Raw genomic sequence first — 20,686 nt, 5'->3', positions numbered from 1 at the left:
CTCCATCGTTTGGACCAGCCGGTGCTTTGGCCGGTCTATGACTGTTCTGATGACGGTTATAGTGAACAAAAAGTTAGCAAATGGTTTCCAAACGGTTTGGCCAATCGTGGAACGCACGCTGGCCCCTTACGAATTTTCAACCTGCATCTGGCATCACTATCAAAACGAAACTTGGCCTATTTATAAGAGCATCGGCAAAGAGTGCTGAAACTTCGCACGCCCAAGTTTCCTGACATCCTCGTTAACCTAAAATTAGGGGTATCCTGCGATCCCATTGGCATCCCGTCGCAATCGTGCGGCGAACATGGTTCAAATCCAGGGGGACCCAAGTTTTGCGTGTACTCGCTTTGGCATCGCAGAAAGGCGGATCAGGGAAAACAACCCTGTCCGGGCATCTCGCCGTCCAGGCTCAGCGCGCTGGCGCTGGTCCGGTCGTGCTGATTGATATCGACCCGCAAGGTTCATTGGCGGATTGGTGGAACGAGCGTGAAGCGGAATATCCCGCATTCGCACAAACTACCGTGTCGCGTCTGGCGAACGATCTCCAGATGCTCCGTCAGCAAGGCTTCAAACTGGCCGTGATTGACACGCCGCCTGCCATTACAATGGCGATCCAGTCTGTGATTGGTGTGGCGGAATTGATCGTGGTTCCAACCCGCCCCAGCCCACACGATCTGCGCGCTGTCGGCGCTACCGTTGATCTGTGTGAACGCGCTGGCAAGCCGCTGGTGTTCGTAGTCAACGCCGCAACTCCAAAAGCGAAGATCACTTCGGAAGCCGCCGTTGCGCTTTCGCAGCATGGCACTGTTGCCCCGATCACGCTTCACCACCGCACCGATTTTGCTGCTTCGATGATTGATGGCCGCACGGTTATGGAAGTCGATCCGGACGGGCGTAGCTCTGCCGAGATCACGGCGCTTTGGAAGTATATTTCCGATCGCCTTGAGAAGAACTTCCGCCGCACCGTGTTTGCTGCACCTGCTGGTCAGGCTGCACCGAATGTTGGCGTTCATCGTCCCGCCGGTGGCTTTGGCCGCCGGGTGGCTCAGTAAGAGGCACCAGGCGTCATGTCAGAAGCCGGTTTTGCATCTCTTGGCCCGACGCTGCTCGCTCGCAAGGGCGGCGCGAAGCCTGCCATGCGCCCACAGCTTACCCCGCTGCCAAAGGATGTCGACGATGACGCGCTCGAAGATCTCGGGTGGAATGACATGGGCGGCGACACCGCCAGCAATGGCGCCAATGACGACGCCGCCAATGTCGTCGCGTTGAATTCCGGACCGGTTGGCGAACAAAAATCCAGCCCGGTTGTGAAACGTCAGCAGAAATCGCTTTCTGATCGTGTCCTCGCCGACGCAGCCATGGAAGGGCCAGAGCCCGAACCAGCTGAGGAAGAAGAACCCAAAGCTGCGCCGAAGGCGAAGAAGAAAGCCAAGAAGCTGAACATTTCTGGCCGTCGCGCGGCGTTCACGCTGCGCCTCGACACGGACCGGCATCTCAAGCTGCGCCTCGCCGCCACTATGAAGGGCATCAGCGCCCAGGCACTGGTGACCGAGGCACTCGACCAAATGCTCGAAAATATCAGCGATCTCAATGCGCTCGCCGAGCGTATGAAGCGCAACTGAACTCGATTTAACGACCAAGACCCATAGAAAAGGACAGGGAAATGGAACGCAACACAAAGAGCCGGAAGATGGGTGCCAAAGCTGGCCTGATCCTTTCGACAGCACTCGTAAGCGTCGCGTTCGCTGGCGTGAGCGCAAGCCACGCGGCCCCACGCGCCGAACAAGCATTTTCGAAAGCGCAACGCGCTCTTGAAAAGGGCAAAACCAGCAAAGCTATTAGCTACGCTGAGCAAGCGGTTCAGGCGGAGCCACGTAATGCTAGCTTCCGCGCGTTGCTAGGCGCTACCTATCTGGAGGCAGGCCGCTTTGAAGCTGCTGCAACGAGCTTCAAAGACGCACTGGACCTGGGCAACACCGATCCGCGCACCACGCTGAGCTTTGCTTTGGCATCAATCGCCAATGGCGACACCAACACCGCGATTGCAACTTTGCGCGCCAATCAGGCTTCGATCGATCCGGCCGACTTCGGTCTGGCCCTCGCATTGGCTGGAAAGCCGGAGCAAGGTGTCCACGTACTCGTGAACGCCGTTCGCTCGGGTCAGAACAGCGCCAAAATGCGCCAGAACCTTGCATATAGCTATGCACTCGCTGGCAATTGGCGCGCTGCGCGCATCATGGCAGCCGAAGATGTGCCTGCTGACCAGCTCGATGCGCGGCTGACCGATTGGGCCTCCAATGCCAAGCCGGAAGACGTGACCAAGCGGGTCGCAAATCTCCTTGGCGTTACACCGTCTGTGGGTGGCCAACCTACGCACCTCGCGCTCGCGAACTTCCCGGACCCGACCACGGTTGTTGCTGCAACTGTGCCGGTCATCGAAGCTCCGGCAAATCCGGTGAAAACCGCCGCACCAGCCAAGCCTGCACCCGTTAAGGCCGCGCCGGTACAACCCGTCACTCGCGTGGCGGCTGCACCGGTCCAGAATGTCGAAGAAGCCGGCAATGTCGACCAAACGGTTGCGAATGTCTTGCGCGCGACAGGTGCCAAAGCCGCGACAGCTGCCTCTGCGGCGACTACTGCTCTGGCCAAACCAACACCACGCTACATTTCGCGCCCGGTGGTTCAAAAACTGCCGTCACGTGCAAACTCGGCCCCACGCGTAGCGCGCGCCGTTCCGGTTGCTCCGAAACCGGCTGTCAGCGCGCCTGCTGCGCCGTCGGTTAGCAAGCCGGTGACTCCGACCCGTGTTGCTGCCACGCCAGCCACCGCTGCTCCACGCTATATCTCCAAGCCGATTGTTCAGAGCATTCCGACCAAGGCAGAAGAAAAGAAGGCACCGCGCCGCGTCGCTTCGGCCAGCTCTCAGCGTCGTATGGCCGCGCCCACTCCGGTCCGCGCATCGACACCAAAGAGCAATGGTACCCACCTTGTGCAGCTAGGCAGCTATTCCAGCCGTTCGGATGCCAAAGCCGGTTGGTCAGCGCTTCAGCGCAAGTTCCCGCAGCTTCGCGGTCACGACGTTGTGATTACCAAAGCGAAGGTGAAGGGTAAGATCTATTACCGCGTTGCCGCCGCCGGTTTCGGCGCGCGCGATGCCCGCAGCATGTGCGGCGCCGTGAAATCGAAAGGCCGTGGCTGCTTTGCCTATGCCGCGACGAACCCGCCCAAAGGCGCGATCGACAACGGCGTACGGATCGCAGCACGCTGATCCGAACCAACGCTTTATCGCAATCAGCGAGAAAACCCGGTGGCCCGATAGGCCGCCGGGTTTTTACTTTTCGATCACCACGCCGCCTTTGATCAGTCCGCGCACACGTCCCTGCGCGCCCTGGCGGTCAAACGGTGTGTTGTCGGCAGTGGCTGCCATTTTGGTGCGGTCAACAAACCACGGCGACTCTGGATCGACAATGGCGATATCGGCTTCCTTGGCCCCGGCGATTGCACCCGCCTCAACACCGAGCAAACGCGCGGGATTGGTTGCGAGCAGCTCGAACGCGCGGCCCATCTCGATCACACCGTCTCGCACCAGGCTGAGCGTCATCGCGAGCAGTGTTTCGGCCCCCGCCATGCCCGGCTCGGCATCAGCGAAGGGTAAGCGTTTGCCCTCTGGCCCACGCGGATCGTGCCCGCTTGAAATGACATCGACCACGCCCTCCCCAATCGCAGCGCGCGCTGCCTGACGGTCGGCTTCGCCGCGCAGAGGCGGCGAGAGTTTCATAAACGTACGGAAATCGGCGGTATCAAGGTCAGACAGCATGAAATGCGCAGGCGTGATGCCGCAAGTTACGTTGACCCCGCGTGCTTTGGCCTCGCGCACCAGATTAAACCCGCGCGCCGTGGTGACTTGGCGGATATGCAGTCGCGCACCGCTCAGTTCGGCAAGACCGATATCGCGCGCAATCGCCAGCGCTTCCGCTTCGGCAGGCGCGCTAGGCAATCCTAACCGTGTGGCCACTTCACCAGCCGTGGCTGCGGCTTCGCCCACAATTCCACTGTCTTCTGCATGACTGACCACCACCAGATCAAGCATCGAAGCATATTGCAGCAGTCGCAGCATCACGCCGCTATCAGCGATCCATTGTCGACCCGTAGCAACGCCGCGCGCACCGGCGTCCCGCATCAAGGCGATCTCGGCGAGCTCCTTGCCCTCAAGACCTCGCGTGGCTGCGGCAAGCGGGTGCACCCACAAATCGGGCTTTCCGCTCTTAGCGATGTAATTCACTCGGCTTGGGTAATCGAGCGGTGGCGACTGGTCGGGCATCAGCGCAGCGCGAGTGATGCCGCCAAAATGGAACGCGGGTTTGTCGATCGAGAACACTCCCAGATCGACCAGCCCCGGCGCGACCAGCTTGCCGCGCGCTTCAATCACAATGTCGCCATCTTGCGCGGTGACATCGCCACCAATGCTGGCGATCAGGCCATTTTCGACCCGTAGAGCTCCTTCGATGATCCCGTCGGGGGTTACCAGCTTGCCGCCGGTGATGGTTAGTGGCTGCGTCTGTTTCATTCCGCCCACCCCTCAACGCCGCGCGCGCTTCGCGTCAGGATATCCAGCGCCGCCATTCGGATCGCCACGCCCATTTCCACTTGCTGCGTGATAATCGAGCGGTCGAGCATATCGGCAACCTCGCTGTCGATCTCGACTCCGCGGTTCATTGGTCCTGGATGCATCACCAGCGCATCAGGTACTGCACGCTCCAGCCGCGCTTTGGTCAGCCCGTAAAGGTGATGGTATTCGCGCGCAGAAGGGATGAATTGACCCGCCATACGCTCCGATTGCAGGCGCAGCATCATTGCGACATCGGTGCCTTGCAGCGCAGCGTCAAAGTCGTGGAACGGCTCGACACCCATCGCCTCAATCCCGCTCGGCATCAGCGCGGGTGGCGCGCACGCGCGCACTTTGGCGCCCATCGCCTGCAAACACAGAATATTCGAACGCGCGACGCGGCTGTGCAGGATATCGCCGCAGATCGTCACCGTCAGGCCCGTAAAGTCCTCTGCCGTATGCCCGCGCGTCTTGAGCGCCTCGCGCAGCGCCAGTGCATCGAGCAGCCCCTGCGTTGGATGTTCGTGCTGGCCATCGCCTGCATTGAGCACCGGGCAATCGACCTTGTCGGCGATCAACCTCGTCGCCCCGCTGGAACCGTGCCGGATTACAATCGCATCGGCGCGCATGGCGTTGAGCGTAATCGCTGTGTCGATCAGCGTTTCGCCCTTCTTCACACTGCTTTGCGCGGCGTGCATATTTACCACATCCGCGCCCAGACGCTTGCCCGCGATCTCAAAGCTCAGCAGCGTGCGCGTTGAGTTTTCGAAGAAGGCGTTGATAATTGTCAGCCCCTCGAGCAGCCCCACATGCTTGGCACTCTGGCGGTTCAGATCGACCCATTGCTCTGCCTGCGCAAGCAGATACAGGATTTCATGACGCTCCAACTGGCCAATGCCCAAGAGGTCACGATGCGGAAAGGCCAGACGGCCCGCGGGAAAGCGGTCGTCAGACGAAGAGGAATCCAGCGCTGTCATTAAAGCCAAGCCCTTAGTCGAGCGATGTCGCGCGCTCAACCCATTCTATACACGCCTTCCCATGGAACTTTTCATCCCAAGTGACTAGGTGGGTGCAAAGGCCAAGGTTGTTGGCGCGATTTTGAAGGATCAAAAGCATATGGGTTTTGCTGGCAAAGCTTGGAAACTGCTAGTCGGGATCAAGGACGGTCTGGTCCTGATCTTTATGCTTTTGTTCTTTATCGCGCTGTTCGCGGTGCTTTCTGCGCGGCCCAGCCCCGGTCAGGTGCGCGATGGCGCCTTGCTGATCGAGCTGGATGGCGTGGTGGTTGAGGAGAAGTCTGCGATTGACCCGCTTCAGGCGCTTGTCAGCCAGCAAACTCCCATCGGCGAATACCGCGCCCGCGATCTCGTCCGCGCGCTGGATGCAGCAGTGGATGATGACCGCGTGAAGGCGGTTGTTCTCGACATTTCAGCATTCCTCGGCGGTGGTCAGGTCCATTTGCAAGCCATCGGCGAAGCGATGGACCGCGTGCGCAAAGCGGATAAGCCGGTCCTGACCTATTCGCTAGGTTACGGCGATGATCATATGCACTTGGCAGCTCACGCCAGCGAGGTTTGGGTCGATCCGCTGGGCGGCGCAGTCATTGCGGGACCGGGCGGCGCGAACCTCTACTACGGCGATCTGCTCGACCGACTGAAGGTCAATGCGCGCGTCTACAAGGTCGGTGAATACAAGTCTGCCGTTGAGCCTTACTCGCGCAATTCCATGTCCGAAGAAGCCCGCGAAAATGCGCGCGCTTTGTATGGCGCATTGTGGGAAGAGTGGCAGGCCAACGTAAAGAAAGCGCGCCCCAAGCTTGAACTTGAACGGGTAACGCAAAACTCGGCCGAATGGGTTGAGGGCGCAGATGGCGATCTGGCCGAGGCGGCGCTCGATGCTGGTCTGGTCGACAAGCTGGGCAGCTCGGTCGATTTCGGCAAACGCGTGGCTGAGTTGGTGGGCGATGATGAGTGGGACAACACCCCCGGCGCCTATGCCAGCAGCGATCTCAATGCGTTTCTTTCCGCACACCCCGCACCAACGGGCGGCTCGAAAATCGGTGTTGTCACTGTCGCTGGCGTGATCGTCGATGGCGATGCTGGCCCCGGCACAGCTGGCGGCACGCGCATCGCGGACCTTCTGGATGAAGCACTCGACGATGATCTCGCGGCCCTGGTTGTTCGCGTCGATTCCCCGGGTGGCTCGGTCACAGCGTCGGAAGAAATCCGCCGTGCGATCAACCGCTACCGCGCCAAGGATATTCCTGTGGCAGTGTCCTTCGCCAATGTCGCGGCAAGCGGCGGGTATTGGGTCGCAACCGCGGGTGACCGTATCTTTGCCCAGCCCGAAACAATCACCGGGTCCATAGGCGTGTTCGCGGTGATCCCGACGTTTGAAGACGCCGCTGCCGAATGGGGCGTCAATGCGGACGGGTATCGTACCACGCCGCTTTCGGGCCAACCCGACTTGGTCGATGGCTTCACGCCGGAGGTGGATTCGATCCTGCAAGCATCGGTCGAAAACACCTATAGTGACTTCCTCAGCCGCGTGAGCAAAGCGCGCAAGATGTCGACCGGCGACGTCAACACCATCGCGCAAGGCCGCGTTTGGGACGGTGGGACCGCGCGTCAGCAGAAGTTGGTCGACCAGTTTGGTGGTATCGACGAAGCGCTTGAATGGGCGGCGAAGCAAGCTGAGCTCGAAGAGGGCGCTTGGCACGCTGTCTACCTTGGCGGCGATGCACCGCAATATGACAGCCTGCTGGCGAGCCTACTGGGCGGTGCCGAGAAGGCGAGCGCTCCGAAAACAGGCGATATGTTCGCTATGGCGGCACAGCAGCGTTCGCAGTTTCTCGCGCTGATCGCGGGCGATATCGAGATGCTCAGCGGAGCACGTGGTGTGCAAGCCTACTGCCTTGAATGCCCTCGCCAACCGAGTGCGTTTATGAGCCGCGACACCGCGAGCATCCTGAAGCAGTTTGGCGGCTTAATCGCACGCTAGATTTTGCGTTCCGGAACGCTTGCAAACGAAAGGCGCGCCCTTTAATGGCGCGCCTCTGTCCTGCGAGGTATCGCGACGGACGGGCGCGTAGCTCAGTGGTAGAGCACACCCTTCACACGGGTGGGGTCGCAAGTTCAATCCTTGCCGCGCCCACCATTCTCCACAAAAATGGACTCGCCTCAGGCAGCCTGTGCGACTTCGTCTACCGGCTCGTTGCGGATGAGGTAGTCAAACGCACCGAGGCCCGCTTTCGCGCCCTCGCCCATCGCCACCACAATTTGCTTGTGCGGCACGGTGGTCGCATCGCCAGCGGCATAGATGCCCGGCAAATTGGTCGCGCCGTGATCGTCGATGACGATTTCGCCGAACTTGGACAGCTCGATGCCGGTTTCGGCAAGCCATTCAGTATTCGGCACCAGACCAATCTGGACGAATACGCCTTCCAGCTCGATTTTGCGTTCTACGCCGCTTTCGCGATCTTTCAGGATCAAACCATCTGTACGGTTGCCATCACCCGTGATCTCGGTTGTCTGGCCGTTGGTGATGATCTCGACATTGCTCATTGAACGAAGCTTGCGTTGCAGCACTTCGTCAGCGCGCAACTTGCTGTCGAATTCGATCAGCGTGACGTGGCCGACGATCTTGGCAAGGTCGATGGCGGCCTCGACGCCCGAGTTACCGCCGCCGATAACTGCGATGCGCTTGCCCTTGAACAAAGGCCCGTCGCAATGCGGACAGTAAGCCACGCCCTTGTTGCGGTATTCGGCTTCTCCCGGAACGCCCAGATTACGCCAGCGTGCACCGGTAGATAGGATCAGCGAGCGTGCTTTCAGCACCGCGCCATTGGCCATGGTAATCTCGTGCATGCCGCCCGCTTTAGCCGCGGGCTTAAGCTGTGTCGCGTGAGCAAGGTCCATCATGGTGATGCCGTTCTCGACGACCTGCTTTTTTAGGTCGTCCGAGAGTTTCGGGCCTTCGGTGTAGGCGGTGCCGGGCAGGTTCTCGATACCCAGCGTATCCTGCAGCTGGCCACCAAAACGCTCGGCTGCGATACCGGTGCGGAAGCCCTTGCGCGCAGTATAGACACCCGATGCGACACCAGCGGGACCACCACCGATGATCAGCACTTCAAACGGGTCTTCGGCATTGAGCTTTTCGGCCGCCTTCACGTCCGCGCCGCTATCCAGCTTGGAGAGAATTTCGGCGAGCTCCATCTTGCCGTTGAAAAAGCTCTCGCCGTTGAGGAAGGTTGCCGGAACCGCGAGCACGCCGCGTTCTTCGACTTCGTCCTGAAACGTACCGCCTTCAATTAGCGTGGCCGTGATGTGCGGGTTCTCCAGCGCCATCAGCGTCAGCGCCTGCACCACGTCTGGGCAGTTGTGGCAACTCAATGAGAAGAACATCTCGAACTCATAATCGCCTTCGAGCGCGCGGACCTGTTCGATCAGGTCTGCGTCAACCTTGGGCGGGTGGCCACCGGCCCATAGCAGCGCGAGCACGAGTGAGGTGAATTCGTGGCCCACCGGCAGGCCGGCGAAACGCACCCATTTGGTTGCGTCCGAAGCCCGGCGGATGATGAAGCTCGGCTTGCGATCATGGTCGCCTTCAAAACTGGCGCTGACCATATCGTGCAACGCCGCAATCTCGTTCAGGAGTTCGCGCGTCTGGGCGCTTTTCTCACTATCATCCAGCGATGCGACAAGCTCAATCGGCTCGCGCAGATTGGCGAGATATTGTTTGAGTTGGGTCTGCATCGTCTGATCGAGCATGGATATCCTCCAAGGAGATTGACTGAAATTCGTGGCCCTTGCGGGCGGTGACAAAAAGGACCGGAAGCGCCTGCCGGAAGGGAGAGGATGGCGGGGGCTTCCGGTCCAATTGCGACCCGAGCGCGGGCTCGGGCGGGTCGGACTGAACGGCTTAGGGGGAGAGGGGAGAAAGCCGTGCTGTCCTTAGGGGTTTAGATCTTGCCTACGAGGTCGAGCGAAGGGGCCAGCGTATCGGCGCCTTCTTCCCAAGCTGCCGGGCAAACCTGACCGGGGTTGGCGCGCACATACTGAGCAGCCTTGATCTTGCGGGTCAGTTCGTTGGCGTTGCGGCCAACACCTTCGCAGGTGATTTCCATGATCTGGATGACACCGTCCGGGTCGACCACGAAAGTCGCACGGTCGGCAAGGCCAACGCCTTCACGCAGCACGCCGAAGTTGTTGGTCAGAACGTGGTTCTGGTCGCCAAGGAACGGGAATTTCAGCTTGCCGATCTTGTCCGAAGTGTCGTGCCAAGCCTTGTGGCTGAAGTGCGTGTCGGTCGACACGGCAAAAACTTCTACGCCCATCGACTGGAGCATGTCGTACTTCTCGCCGAGGTCTTCGAGCTCGGTCGGGCAAACGAAGGTGAAGTCCGCCGGATAGAAGAAGAATACGGCCCACTTGCCGTCGATGTCCTTCTCGCTGACGTCATAAAAATCTGCGCCTGCTTTGAACGCGGTGGCGGTGAAAGGCTGAATGGTCGAGCCAATGATACCCATTGTGATAATTCCCTGACTGGTTGGTTTGAAACTGATGACTGCCAAATAGGCATTGTTGCAGCGCACAAAAATGAAATTGTGCGATTGCGAAGATCGATTTTTTCAATCGAATGAACGGGAACGTATTGGAATGGTTCCCAGAGGCGTCAGGGCTGACTCCACATCCGCAGCAGATTGGAGATGGACTTGTCGAGTGTAAGCAATTCAGGCGCATTGCTCTCCATGCTTCGGCGCAGCGAAGCGCGTAGATTCTCAAGATCAAAAAGCAGTTCGCGCTGGGTCGGGTCCGCGATCAGGCTCTCGATCCAACCCACGCAGACGACCCGCTCGCCGGATGTAACTGGTTTGACCTCATGAATGCTCGACGAAGGGTAGAGCACCAACTGACCAGCCTGCCCTTTGATGCTTTGCACCATGCTGCTCGAGTGGATCGACAACTCACCGCCTTCATAAGTGGCGGGGTCGGAAAGGAAGAGCGTGAAGGAAATATCCGTGCGGATCCGCGAGGTGCCGCTGCCCATGATCGCATTGTCGACATGCGCACCATAATGTCCGCCATCCCGCGTCTTGCTGATCATCAATGGGGTGAATCGGTTTGGCCGGGCGGCTGCGTTTACAATGGGGTTCTTGCTGATCAGCGGCATCAACGCTTCTTGCATCGCCTTTCCTGAGGCATTGCTCATCACCGCTTGTTCATTGCGCTTAACCTCTCGCGCGACCTTGCCCGCGGTCGCACGCCCATCGCGCCATTCCAACGTGCCAAGCTGCTTCTGCAGCGAAGCCAGCAGGTCAGCGTCTTCGATGGCATTGATGGAAAGGATCATGTCGCAGAATTCCGATAGTGAGTTGCACCCTTGCCCGTGCAGGTTATGACATCAGGCCAACACGCAATATCGCCGAGGGGTTTGGAATGAAAGTCGAGCTGAAAACTTGGGGCACTTTGGGACTAGCGACCGCTCTTATGGGAGCTGGCCTTGCCGGATGCGCCGGTGAAGGTGGCGAAGGCGGTGAAGCCGCACAAACCTCTCAGGAAGGTGAGGCCGGAGAGGGCGAAGGCGGCGAAGGTGAAGGCGGTGAGGCGTCGGGTGGAGAAGCGGGAGAAAGCGGCGAAGGCGTCGGCTCACTTCCGATTGAACAGCGCCTGGTGTTCATGGCCGGACACGTTGAGGCAGGCCTTGCGCTCTATCGTGCGGGCGAAGCCAAAGCTGCGGCTCCGCATCTGATGCACCCGGTTTCCGAAACCCACGCTTCCGAGCGCGCCGGGTTGGACAAACTTGGCTTTGATCCGGCTCCGTTCGAAGCAGTCTCAAAGGCGCTCGAGGCGGGCAAGCCAGCGTCCGAAATTGATGATGATCTGAAGGCCGCAGAGGCGAACATCGCCGCGATGCGTGATGCCGCTGGCGGCTCTGCCGAGGCACTGATCCGTTATCTGATGGGAGTTGCGGTGGAGGAATACACCATAGCAGTTTCAGACGGCGCAGTGTCTGACGCCGCCGAGTACCAGGACGCATGGGGATTTGTCATGGTGGCCAAGGATCTAGCCTCTTCGCTGGATGGCGAAACAGCAAGGGAAGTCGGCAAGCCGCTGGATGAAATGCTGGCTTTGTGGCCTGAAAAGGCGCCTGTTCCGCCCGCTGATCCCGCACCCGTAGGGCAGGTCTCTGCCCAAGCATCCAAAGTCCTGTTGGCCCTGCCACAACCAGAATAACTATATGCCGGAAGGCGTCATCTCGATGCTTCCCAAGCTTGAAGGCAGGCTCTAAGGCGACGGCCATGCATGACATCCGGATGATCCGAGACAATCCCGAAGCCTTCGACGCCAACCTTGCGCGTCGCGGGCACGAGCCTGTGGCTGCGAGCATTCTTGCCCTGGACGAAGAACGCCGCGCGCTCACGACCAAGCTGCAAGAAATGCAGTCGCGCCGCAACGAAGCCTCCAAGGCAATCGGTCAGGCTATGGGCCAAGGCGATACGGAGAAAGCCGAGGCGCTGAAGGCTGAAGTTGCACAGATCAAGCAGGACATGCCCGCAACCGAAGATCGCGAGCGGGAACTGGGTAAGCAATTGCAGGATACCTTGTTGGCTCTGCCAAACCTGCTCGACCCTTCCGTCCCCGATGGTGAAGACGAAGAAGACAATGTCTATCTGCGCGAGTGGGGGGACAAGCCAAACTTCGACTTCGATCCGCAAGAGCACGCCGACATTGCACCAGCACTCGGCATGGACTTTGAGACAGGCGCCAAGATATCGGGCGCGCGTTTCACTTTCCTGCGCGGCGACATCGCCCGCCTGCACCGCGCGCTGGGCCAGTTTATGCTCGACAACAACACGCGCGAGCATGGCTTCACCGAATGCAATCCGCCGCTGCTGATCAATGAAGAAGCGGGATACGGCACCGGACAGCTCCCCAAATTTGCCGAAGATCTGTTCCGAACCACCGATGATCGCCTGCTAATTTCGACGTCCGAGATGGTCCTGGGCAACTCGTTCAGAGAACAGCTCTTTGCCGCAGACGACTTCCCGATGCGCCTGACTGCTCTAACCCCGTGTTTCCGCTCGGAAGCGGGGGCAGCGGGTCGCGACACGCGCGGCTTCATCCGCCAGCACCAGTTCGAGAAAGTCGAACTGATCGTCGCCGCGCTGCCTGAACAGGCCGCTGAAGAGCACGAGCGGATTACAGCAATCGCTGAGGGACTGCTTCAGGCACTCGGCCTGCATTACCGCGTCATGGCGCTTTGCGCAGGCGACATGGGCAACATGATGAAGACCTACGACCTTGAGGTCTGGCTTCCGGGCCAAGGCGCGTATCGCGAGATCAGTTCTTGTTCGGACGGCGGCACTTATCAGCCGCGCCGGATGAATGCTCGCTACCGGCCCGAAGGCTCGAAAAAGAGCGAGTACTTCCACCTGCTCAACGGGTCCGGCCTCGCCGTCGGCCGCACGCTGGTCGCCATTATCGAAAATTACCAACAGGCCGATGGCAGCGTGGTGGTGCCCGAGGTTTTGCACCCCTATATGGGCGGAGTGACCAAGCTGGAGCCTGCCGCCTAAATGAAGATCCTGCTGACCAATGACGATGGCTATCACGCGCCGGGTTTTGAGGTGCTGGAAGAGATCGCACGGCAGCTTTCCGATGATATCTGGGTTTGCGCACCGTCGGAGGAGCAATCGGGCGCGGGACACTCTCTGACGCTCAACCACCCGGTGCGCTTGCAGCAATTTGCCGAGCGCCGCTTTGCCGTCACCGGCACGCCGACGGACAGCGTGATGATGGCACTGCGCGAAGTGATGGACGGACCGCCTGACCTGATCCTCTCCGGCGTCAATCGGGGGGCAAACCTTGGCGATGACATCACCTATTCCGGCACCGTCTCCGCCGCCATCGAAGGCGCGCTGGCGGGCATCCGCTCGATCGCATTGAGCCAAGTCTATTCGCGCGCCGAGAACGCGCCCGACGATCTGTTCTCCGCTGCCCGAGCATGGGGCACCAAAGTCATCAAACCTCTGCTCGACGCGCCATTCGCCGAGCGAACACTGGTCAATGTCAACTTCCCGCCGCGCCACGCCGATGACATCAAAGGCATTCGTGTCGTGCGACAAGGCTTCCACGATTATTCGCGCGGTAGCATCGTCGAGGGGAAAGACCCACGCGGCCACCGCTATTTCTGGTTCGGCCTGCACGCGATCGAGCACACGCTCGACCACGGCACCGACCTGGAAGCGATCGATGATGGCCACATTGCGGTGACTCCGCTTCAGCTCGACCTTACGCACTATTCAAGCATTGATACGCTCGCCGAGCGGTTCGGATAGATGGCTAACGGCACGAGAAGCATGGTGGAGAGCTCAAAGGCAAAGCGGAAACGCATTCGCCGGTTCAAACCGCTGCGCCGCGCGGTGCCTCTGCCGGTCTGGGCCGATCTAGGCATCCGCTTGGGCGCGGCTCTCTTCCTGATCATGGTCGTGGTGATGATCCACTGGTTCGACCGCGAAGGCCTGGTCGACAATGTCGACAATCATATCAGCTTCCTCGACGTGGTTTACTTCACCATGATCTCGATCACGACGACGGGATTTGGCGACATTCATCCGGTTAGCGAAAGTGCCCGGTTCAAAGAGGCCGTGATCGTCACCCCCATCCGTTTCGCCGTGTTTTTCATCTTTGTCGGCACCGCCTACACATTCATTATCAAGCGCAGCTGGGAGAAGTTCCGCATGGCCCGTATTCAGGAACAATTGACCGACCACATCGTCGTGCTCGGCTATGGCGTGTCGGGCTCCGAAAGCGTCAACGAGCTGATCGAGCGCGGCTCTGACCCCAGCAACATCGTGGTGGTCGACCCGAGCGAGGACCGCCTGACCGAGGCTGAGAAACTCGGCGTCAATGTGCTCCCCGCTGATGCGACGCGCGACGATACGCTCAAGGCCGTCCGCATCCACAAAGCACAGAGCATTCTGGTTTCTGCGGGCCGCGATGACACCTCGATCCTGATCGTCCTGACCGTCCGCCACCTTGCACCCGATGTTCCGATTAGCGTGGTTGTGCGCGCGGCGGATAACGAATTGCTCGCCCGGCAGGCCGGCGCGGACAATGTCATCAACCCGGTGCGCTTCACCGGCTTACTGCTGGCAGGCAGCGCAAAGGGAGCGCACATCGCAGACTACCTTGCCGACCTCGCTTCAGTGACTGGCCGCGTCCAGTTGGTCGAGCGCGTGGTGACCGAGGACGAATGCGGTAAGGCGATCACTGACCTAAAGACTGGTGGCCGGGGCCTTCGCATCTACCGCAATGGCCGCGCCATCGGATATTGGGAAGACGAGTGCCAGAATCTCGAGCCCGGCGATATTGTGGTTGAAATCGTCCCTACCGAAAACGGCTCCGGGAAAGGCGACGATCCCAAGACGTAGTATTGGCCCGACTACAAGAACAACAGAAAAACGCCTCCCATCGCGGCCATGCCTAAGATGAAGTGTGCGCTGTCTATCGCGAACAGCGCCAGTGATTTGCGCTGATAGAGATAGTTGATCCCGATCGCCGGGACCATGATCCCGACCGCGAAGCCAACTGCCATCATCATCACCACATGCGGCTGCGCTCCGGTGCGCGCGATAAGGTGCCACAACACCATCGCGATCAAGAATTCGAACACAAATGTCAGCCCGAATATGAGCGCCATATTGCCGCCCTGCACGTCTTCGTCAGACATTCCGGCGGCTTTCTGCCACGCTTTTCCAAACAGCACGCCGTACCATATCGCCCCGACCATAAAGAACGCGGCAGCTCCGGCCAGCACCGGCCACAATGCAAAATCACCCATGAGTATCCCTCCCTTTATGTGACTTAGCTAGCGCAGATCGAGCATCCGGTGTAGAGGCCCGCGCGAAATGACTACCTCTACAACCTCGATTCCAGACCAGAAGAAGGTCGGCATGGTCAGCCTCGGCTGCCCAAAGGCGCTGGTCGATTCCGAGCGTATTCTCACCCGTCTGCGCGCCGATGGCTATGCCATGAGCCCCGATTACGAGGGCGCCGACGTGGTGCTGGTGAACACCTGCGGCTTCCTCGATTCCGCCAAGGAGGAGAGCCTTGCCGCGATTGGCGAGGCGATTTCGGAAAACGGGCGCGTGATCGTAACCGGCTGCATGGGTGATGAGGCCGACGCCATCCGCGCAGCGCATCCGCAAGTGCTCGCGGTGACCGGCGCGCATCAGTATGAAGACGTGGTGGAAGCAGTTCACGAACACGCCCCGCCGACTCAAGGTCCGTTTATCGACCTGATCCCGCAACCGGACGTGAAACTCACACCGCGTCACTACAGCTATCTGAAGATCAGCGAGGGGTGCAATCACTCCTGCTCGTTTTGCATCATCCCAGACCTGCGCGGAAAGCTGGCGAGCCGCCGGATCGACGCGGTGCTGCGCGAAGCGGAGAAGCTGGTTGCGGCGGGCACCAAGGAACTGCTGGTCATCTCTCAGGACACCAGCGCTTACGGCGTCGACACTCGCCACGAAGCCAAGCCTTGGAAAGGTCGCGAAGTGCGCGCCCACATGACCGATATGGCGCGCGAGCTTGGCCAGCTTCAGACCGCCGACGGCACCCCGCCTTGGGTGCGGCTGCACTATGTCTACCCCTACCCGCATGTCGACAAGGTCATCCCGCTGATGGCCGAGGGGCTTCTGACCCCGTACCTCGACATTCCGTTCCAGCATGCCGCACCAAGCGTGCTCAAGAGCATGCGCCGCCCGGCCAACGAGGCGAAAGTGCTCGAGCGACTGAAGTCGTGGCGCGAGATCTGCCCCGAGATCGCCATCCGCTCCAGCTTCGTCGTTGGTTTCCCCGGTGAGACCGAGGATGATTTCAAATATCTGCTCGACTGGCTTGAAGAGGCGCAACTCGACCGGGTTGGCGCGTTCCGCTTCGAGCCGGTTGAAGGTGCAGCGGCCAATGCCCTGCCCGATCCGGTGCCCGAAGAGGTGAAGGAAGAGCGATACGCCCGCGTCATGGAGGTGACCGAGCGGATCAGCGCCGCGAAGCTCGCCGCCAAGGTCGGCAAGACGCTGCCCGTCATCATCGACGAGGTTGGCGAACCGGACGAGGATGGCGATATCGGCGCGACAGGCCGCAGCCAGGCAGACGCGCCAGAGATCGACGGCGCGGTGTATCTTCGCAACGTGCCCGAGAGCCTTACTGCGGGCGATATCGTCACCGTCGAGGTCGAAGAGGCCGATGCACACGACCTGTTCGGCGTGATTGCTGACGGGTGACCAAGGTCCAGATCGCCACCCGCTTTGTCTTTGAAATGGACCAGCCAGCCGATGCGCTGTTGCAGTTCGAGGCGGCGGATGTGGCGAGGCAATCGATCACCGAAAGCGCAACCACTATCCCGCGCGTGGGCGAGATGACCCGCACATCCGCGCATGACGATGTCGGCGAGCGCCTCTGGATCACAGGCCAAGGTCGGGTCGAGGTTGATTATCGCGCGAAAATCAACGTCACGCGCCCACCGCAAAGCGATCTTTCCAAGGCCCTCGCCGTCGCCTCTCAAGACCTGCCTGCCGAAGCGATGCAGTATCTGTTCGACTCACGCTATTGCCCGGCGGACTCGTTCCAGAATTACGTGTCAGAACAGTTCGGCGAAACCGAAGGCGGCGCGCGAATAGAGGCGATCCGTTCATGGATCGGCGACCATTTTACGTATGCGCCCGGCGCCAGCGATGCTTCGACCGATGCCGCTGCCAGCTTCGTCGCGCGGCAGGGTGTCTGCCGCGACTATGCGCATGTTCTGGTCACACTCGCTCGGGCATCAATGATCCCTGCCCGCTATGTCGCGTGCTATGGGCCAGATGTGACACCGCAGGATTTCCACGCTGTGGCGCAGGTATTTCTGGCTGCCCCCGCCGATCCGGCGAAGGGATCATGGCACATGGTCGATACGACAGGCATGGCGGAGTCCGCGAGCACTGCGATTATCGGCGTGGGACGCGATGCCGCTGACGTCAGCTTTCTGACGACATTTGCCCCGCATCGGCTGCTGTCTTGCAGCGTGCAGGTCGACGCGATCTAGGCCCAGCGCGCCACGGTATCGAACACCAACCGCGCGACCTGGTGCATGGCAAGGCTACCGACATTGTCGAGCGGACCGACTGCATCGAAGCCGTATGTCACGCAGAACTCCACCACTTTTTCGGGCGGCGCAAGACCGTCCTCGCGTCCGCAAATCATGCGGACTGGCACATCGATATCGCTGCAAAACCGCGACCAGTCGCTCGCGCTCATCAAGGTTTGCTGCAGCGTGGATTGATAACCGTCCTCGAATGTGCGGCGCAGCGATCGGCGTACATTCTCGACCACTTCGGGTTCTTCCAACGTGGCAAGATCGGCCGGGCTTTTGCCGTAAAGGCTGCGGAAGAACTTACCGCCCTCGCCTTTACGAACCATCGCGGCGGTGGCGGCAAAATAGAGCTTTACGAACGAGGGCGCGGTGCGGGCCAAACGCATGGGCGCACGGTAGCCGATGGCAAGGTGCGAGAAATCACTGGCATCGCGCGCAGGCGTAACCGCGCCTGCCGTGACCAATGCCTTGAAGCGGTTCGGGTCGCGCTGAACTGCTCTGAAGCCATAGGGCGCGGCAACCCGCACGGTGACAATCGGGCAGGCCTCTACGCCAAGATGATCGAGCAGCGCCTCAATGCGATCAATGTAGATGTCGACCGCGCCAAGGCCGGTCTCTTCGAGCTGGCTGCCGGCATAAAACGGCAACCAGGGCGCGATCACGCGAAGCCCATTGGCCCGCGCCGCGGCCTCCTGCCCCTTGGTCAGATAAGCGCCATCAGCGGTTGCGTGAAGAAACAGGATCGGGCGACCATTCGGGTCACCGTGTAGTTCATAGGGTATTATGTTCCCGTCAGGCAGTTCGAAGACGAAACCTTCGTCGCTGTCCGTTTTCTGACCGTCGCCGCGCGCGATGGCGGCCATGCTGGCGTCGAAACCTGCATAAAGCGAAACAAGCTCGATCTGCGACCCAAGGCCAAGCTTGCGCAGCATGGCTTTCACCTGATTGCGGGCGGTGCCCAGTGATCGCCCGCGCGCCTCGGCAAATTGGCGGATGGAAAGCCCGTCCACGATGTACCGCGCCAATTGGCTTTCGGTATCGGTCAGTCGTAAGACTTGCGAGAAGACCACGCCGCGATCTTCATTCCAGCGCAGCCGGATCACTCTCAGCCCAACTGCACCTTCGGGCTGCGAGGCCGGCTCAACCGCAAACAAGCGCCCGGCCAGATCATCGGGGTCGATGCACAGCCGGATCAGCATCGCTTCGGAGAACGAGCCAGCGCGCAAGGCAGCTTTCAAATCGCGATACCCGTTCGGGTCCGCTTCGGTCATCCATGCGGGCAAATATTCACCACTTTCGACATCAGCCTTCTCGAAAACCGCGCTGTCAAAATCAATGACCCGTGCTTCAGAAGACAGCGTCAGATGCGCATTGGCCGATTGAACCTCAACAACATCACCCGAAGCACCATCGTCGGGCTCTCCGGGGTGAAAGCTGTCAAAATCGTCCCCGATATTGGGGTCGATCTCGTCAATCATCTGCGTGATACGGGCGAAGTGAGGTGCCAACGGAACGACGCTGTCGTCGCTCGCCTGTGACTGATCTTGCAGGGTTTCCAGCAATTCGATCAGGCGCTGCGGCCGCGAAACGACCCCATATGCCGCCTGAATCAAATCATCATTTGGGCTGTCGCTTGGCATTTCACTTGCGCCCATACCGCGCAATCCGCTTATTTCACACAATATTTGCCCGAAGCCTTCATGCCGCTGGGGCACGAACCGCTGCGCACGATGGCTTCATCGCCTTTGTCGCCGACGCAGTAATTGCCGGACGCCTTAAATCCGGTCGGGCACGATCCGATCTTGGTGATCGCGACCTGGCTTGATGATTTGCAGCTGCTGCCGCTCTGCTTGAAGCCTTTGGGGCACGAGCCGTCTTTTGCCACGACCGAAGAGGCCGACTGCGCGGCGGCGGGAGTGACGATAACCGGCGCAGTGCCGAGAGCCAGAACGGCAGAGATAAATGCAACTTTGATACGCATGGGTGTTTCCTTTTTTGATTGGGAAAGAGCGGCGGCGACTGGTGAGCTGTTTACGGGTCGCCTCTGCCAGCCGCCGCCTGCCGTAGTCACAGACAGGGCATTAGCTGCCCGGACCGCGGCGGAACGTGAAGGCAAGAGCGACCTTGCCAGTGTTCTTATTGTAGTGCTGGCAGAAGAAATCCGTCCCGCGATCGGTGTGCAGCGCTGGCATGTTGAACGTCAGCATCGAACGACCACGGCCATCCAGATATTTGTCGTATGCGTCCGAACGGCTCGAATTGCTGCCCGAGGCCGTCGGCGTGTAGCCAAGCGAGTGGCCGGTGTGGAGCATCACATCCTTGCCCTTGTAGTTGTCCGCCGGGGGACGCGTTCCGCGATTGAGCTGCTCGCTGCCGTCATAAGAAACGCACTGCAGATCATAGGCGTATTTGTTGCCCGCGTACTTCGCCTTGTCGAACTCAACATACAGAACGTCGTTCGTTCCCATCGAAGGGAACAGACAACCATTGGTGGCCGTGACAGGCTTGCGATCAATCAGGCCGCCACGCTTTTCGGTGTTGAGCCCCTGGCTGAAGGTGTAATCGCCAGCTTGGGCGATAAACGCGTTACCAAGGCCAAGATTGGCGCAGTTCAATTGCTGAACGTACTTCGCCGGAGCAGGCGCCGCCTTCCCTTTGTGACCAGCGTAACGAGAACCGGTGCGAGGCGAGTTTGAGTTGCTGCCACGGTTGATAACTGAGCCCGCCGTGCGGGCGGCATCCTCGGCCTGCTTCTTTTTCTTCTTAAGCTTGTCGAACGGACCAGACGAAGCTTCGACAGGCTCAGGAGCAATAGCGACAAAGCCGGTGGCCAGCATGCCGCCAGCCAGTGCAAGTGCAATATTCTTCATGGGTAGAACCCTCCATTGGATACCGACGCGACCCTTGCGCCGATTTGAAAGAGGGCTCCCAACTAGATGC

General features: G+C 60.0%; 19 protein-coding genes and 1 tRNA gene. 11 read left to right on the top strand and 9 right to left on the bottom strand.

The window, feature by feature from the left end:
* Positions 1-332: 332 nt before the first annotated feature.
* Genes AC0V6K_RS09940 through AC0V6K_RS09930 form a run of 3 tightly spaced genes read left to right on the top strand, consistent with a single transcriptional unit; the run spans position 333 to position 3,268 of the window.
* Complete coding sequence (locus AC0V6K_RS09940) at positions 333-1,052, top strand: AAA family ATPase (RefSeq protein ID WP_472621782.1); 720 nt, start codon at positions 333-335, stop codon at positions 1,050-1,052.
* Between the two features lie 15 nt (positions 1,053-1,067).
* Positions 1,068-1,622, top strand: coding sequence for a hypothetical protein (locus tag AC0V6K_RS09935; protein ID WP_472621780.1), 555 nt, complete (start codon positions 1,068-1,070; stop codon positions 1,620-1,622).
* 41 nt (positions 1,623-1,663) lie between these two features.
* Positions 1,664-3,268, top strand: coding sequence for an SPOR domain-containing protein (locus AC0V6K_RS09930; protein ID WP_472621778.1), 1,605 nt, complete (start codon positions 1,664-1,666; stop codon positions 3,266-3,268).
* Between the two features lie 63 nt (positions 3,269-3,331).
* Here AC0V6K_RS09930 and AC0V6K_RS09925 read toward each other — a convergent pair whose 3' ends face one another.
* Positions 3,332-4,567: a dihydroorotase gene (locus tag AC0V6K_RS09925; RefSeq protein ID WP_472621776.1), complete on the bottom strand. Its 1,236-nt coding sequence runs from the start codon at positions 4,565-4,567 to the stop codon at positions 3,332-3,334.
* On the bottom strand, positions 4,564-5,583 hold the full coding sequence (locus AC0V6K_RS09920) for an aspartate carbamoyltransferase catalytic subunit (protein ID WP_472621774.1): 1,020 nt from the start codon (positions 5,581-5,583) through the stop codon (positions 4,564-4,566). The genes AC0V6K_RS09925 and AC0V6K_RS09920 overlap by 4 nt, the downstream gene beginning before the upstream one ends.
* Positions 5,584-5,722: 139 nt before the next feature.
* Between AC0V6K_RS09920 and sppA the strand changes: the two genes are divergently transcribed.
* Together sppA and AC0V6K_RS09910 are read left to right on the top strand one after the other, a co-directional pair.
* Positions 5,723-7,606 carry a signal peptide peptidase SppA gene (sppA, locus tag AC0V6K_RS09915; RefSeq protein WP_472626106.1) on the top strand — a complete coding sequence of 628 codons (1,884 nt, stop codon included), beginning with the start codon at positions 5,723-5,725 and terminating at the stop codon, positions 7,604-7,606.
* 81 nt (positions 7,607-7,687) lie between these two features.
* A tRNA-Val gene (locus AC0V6K_RS09910) sits at positions 7,688-7,762 on the top strand.
* A 23-nt stretch (positions 7,763-7,785) separates the two neighbouring features.
* Here the strand turns inward: AC0V6K_RS09910 and ahpF are convergent.
* The 3 genes from ahpF to AC0V6K_RS09895 all read right to left on the bottom strand — a co-directional run bounded on the left by ahpF (position 7,786) and on the right by AC0V6K_RS09895 (position 10,957).
* Positions 7,786-9,375: an alkyl hydroperoxide reductase subunit F gene (gene ahpF / locus AC0V6K_RS09905; RefSeq protein ID WP_472621772.1), complete on the bottom strand. Its 1,590-nt coding sequence runs from the start codon at positions 9,373-9,375 to the stop codon at positions 7,786-7,788.
* 191 nt (positions 9,376-9,566) lie between these two features.
* Positions 9,567-10,133, bottom strand: coding sequence for an alkyl hydroperoxide reductase subunit C (ahpC, locus tag AC0V6K_RS09900; protein ID WP_472621770.1), 567 nt, complete (start codon positions 10,131-10,133; stop codon positions 9,567-9,569).
* A 146-nt stretch (positions 10,134-10,279) separates the two neighbouring features.
* The gene (locus AC0V6K_RS09895; RefSeq protein ID WP_472621768.1) at positions 10,280-10,957 is read right to left on the bottom strand and encodes a Fe2+-dependent dioxygenase; all 678 of its coding nucleotides are present in this window, start codon (positions 10,955-10,957) and stop codon (positions 10,280-10,282) included.
* A 17-nt stretch (positions 10,958-10,974) separates the two neighbouring features.
* Here AC0V6K_RS09895 and AC0V6K_RS09890 point away from each other — a divergent pair, with 17 nt between their 5' ends.
* From AC0V6K_RS09890 to AC0V6K_RS09875, 4 genes are all read left to right on the top strand, one after another.
* Positions 10,975-11,841, top strand: coding sequence for a hypothetical protein (locus AC0V6K_RS09890; protein ID WP_486172622.1), 867 nt, complete (start codon positions 10,975-10,977; stop codon positions 11,839-11,841).
* A 65-nt stretch (positions 11,842-11,906) separates the two neighbouring features.
* On the top strand, positions 11,907-13,184 hold the full coding sequence (serS, locus tag AC0V6K_RS09885) for a serine--tRNA ligase (RefSeq protein ID WP_472621764.1): 1,278 nt from the start codon (positions 11,907-11,909) through the stop codon (positions 13,182-13,184).
* Entirely contained in the window at positions 13,185-13,946 is a 762-nt protein-coding gene (gene surE, locus AC0V6K_RS09880; protein ID WP_472621762.1) for a 5'/3'-nucleotidase SurE, read from the top strand.
* A complete protein-coding gene (locus tag AC0V6K_RS09875; RefSeq protein WP_472621760.1) occupies positions 13,947-15,041 on the top strand; it encodes a potassium channel family protein in 1,095 nt (364 codons plus the stop codon).
* Between the two features lie 11 nt (positions 15,042-15,052).
* Here the strand turns inward: AC0V6K_RS09875 and AC0V6K_RS09870 are convergent, their stop codons facing one another.
* On the bottom strand, positions 15,053-15,451 hold the full coding sequence (locus AC0V6K_RS09870; RefSeq protein WP_472621758.1) for a DUF1761 domain-containing protein: 399 nt from the start codon (positions 15,449-15,451) through the stop codon (positions 15,053-15,055).
* A 67-nt stretch (positions 15,452-15,518) separates the two neighbouring features.
* Here AC0V6K_RS09870 and rimO point away from each other — a divergent pair, with 67 nt between their 5' ends.
* A complete protein-coding gene (gene rimO / locus AC0V6K_RS09865; RefSeq protein WP_472621756.1) occupies positions 15,519-16,898 on the top strand; it encodes a 30S ribosomal protein S12 methylthiotransferase RimO in 1,380 nt (459 codons plus the stop codon).
* Positions 16,895-17,698 carry a transglutaminase-like domain-containing protein gene (locus AC0V6K_RS09860; RefSeq protein ID WP_472621754.1) on the top strand — a complete coding sequence of 268 codons (804 nt, stop codon included), beginning with the start codon at positions 16,895-16,897 and terminating at the stop codon, positions 17,696-17,698. The genes rimO and AC0V6K_RS09860 overlap by 4 nt, the downstream gene beginning before the upstream one ends.
* Here AC0V6K_RS09860 and AC0V6K_RS09855 read toward each other — a convergent pair.
* The 3 genes from AC0V6K_RS09855 to AC0V6K_RS09845 all read right to left on the bottom strand — a co-directional run bounded on the left by AC0V6K_RS09855 (position 17,695) and on the right by AC0V6K_RS09845 (position 20,616).
* Positions 17,695-19,386 (bottom strand): hypothetical protein, encoded by a 1,692-nt coding sequence (locus AC0V6K_RS09855; protein WP_472621752.1) that lies wholly within the window; start codon positions 19,384-19,386, stop codon positions 17,695-17,697. The genes AC0V6K_RS09860 and AC0V6K_RS09855 overlap by 4 nt on opposite strands.
* A 29-nt stretch (positions 19,387-19,415) precedes the next feature.
* Positions 19,416-19,727: a hypothetical protein gene (locus AC0V6K_RS09850; protein ID WP_472621750.1), complete on the bottom strand. Its 312-nt coding sequence runs from the start codon at positions 19,725-19,727 to the stop codon at positions 19,416-19,418.
* Between the two features lie 100 nt (positions 19,728-19,827).
* Positions 19,828-20,616: a hypothetical protein gene (locus AC0V6K_RS09845; RefSeq protein ID WP_472621748.1), complete on the bottom strand. Its 789-nt coding sequence runs from the start codon at positions 20,614-20,616 to the stop codon at positions 19,828-19,830.
* Positions 20,617-20,686: the final 70 nt, after the last annotated feature.

The organism is Erythrobacter sp. S43 (assembly GCF_057364955.1).
The sequence above is the reverse complement of the archived record's forward strand: the minus strand, read 5'-3'. Positions and strand labels throughout refer to the sequence as shown.

Coding starts and splice junctions, on each gene's coding strand:
- sppA (WP_472626106.1), top strand. CDS start 5,723: ATGGGTTTTGCTGGCAAAGCTTGGAAACTGCTAGTCGGGATCAAGGAC.
- AC0V6K_RS09875 (WP_472621760.1), top strand. CDS start 13,947: ATGGCTAACGGCACGAGAAGCATGGTGGAGAGCTCAAAGGCAAAGCGG.
- AC0V6K_RS09935 (WP_472621780.1), top strand. CDS start 1,068: ATGTCAGAAGCCGGTTTTGCATCTCTTGGCCCGACGCTGCTCGCTCGC.
- ahpC (WP_472621770.1), bottom strand. CDS start 10,133: ATGGGTATCATTGGCTCGACCATTCAGCCTTTCACCGCCACCGCGTTC.
- rimO (WP_472621756.1), top strand. CDS start 15,519: ATGACTACCTCTACAACCTCGATTCCAGACCAGAAGAAGGTCGGCATG.
- AC0V6K_RS09870 (WP_472621758.1), bottom strand. CDS start 15,451: ATGGGTGATTTTGCATTGTGGCCGGTGCTGGCCGGAGCTGCCGCGTTC.
- ahpF (WP_472621772.1), bottom strand. CDS start 9,375: ATGCTCGATCAGACGATGCAGACCCAACTCAAACAATATCTCGCCAAT.
- serS (WP_472621764.1), top strand. CDS start 11,907: ATGCATGACATCCGGATGATCCGAGACAATCCCGAAGCCTTCGACGCC.
- surE (WP_472621762.1), top strand. CDS start 13,185: ATGAAGATCCTGCTGACCAATGACGATGGCTATCACGCGCCGGGTTTT.
- AC0V6K_RS09930 (WP_472621778.1), top strand. CDS start 1,664: ATGGAACGCAACACAAAGAGCCGGAAGATGGGTGCCAAAGCTGGCCTG.
- AC0V6K_RS09845 (WP_472621748.1), bottom strand. CDS start 20,616: ATGAAGAATATTGCACTTGCACTGGCTGGCGGCATGCTGGCCACCGGC.
- AC0V6K_RS09895 (WP_472621768.1), bottom strand. CDS start 10,957: ATGATCCTTTCCATCAATGCCATCGAAGACGCTGACCTGCTGGCTTCG.
- AC0V6K_RS09925 (WP_472621776.1), bottom strand. CDS start 4,567: ATGAAACAGACGCAGCCACTAACCATCACCGGCGGCAAGCTGGTAACC.
- AC0V6K_RS09850 (WP_472621750.1), bottom strand. CDS start 19,727: ATGCGTATCAAAGTTGCATTTATCTCTGCCGTTCTGGCTCTCGGCACT.
- AC0V6K_RS09855 (WP_472621752.1), bottom strand. CDS start 19,386: ATGCCAAGCGACAGCCCAAATGATGATTTGATTCAGGCGGCATATGGG.
- AC0V6K_RS09920 (WP_472621774.1), bottom strand. CDS start 5,583: ATGACAGCGCTGGATTCCTCTTCGTCTGACGACCGCTTTCCCGCGGGC.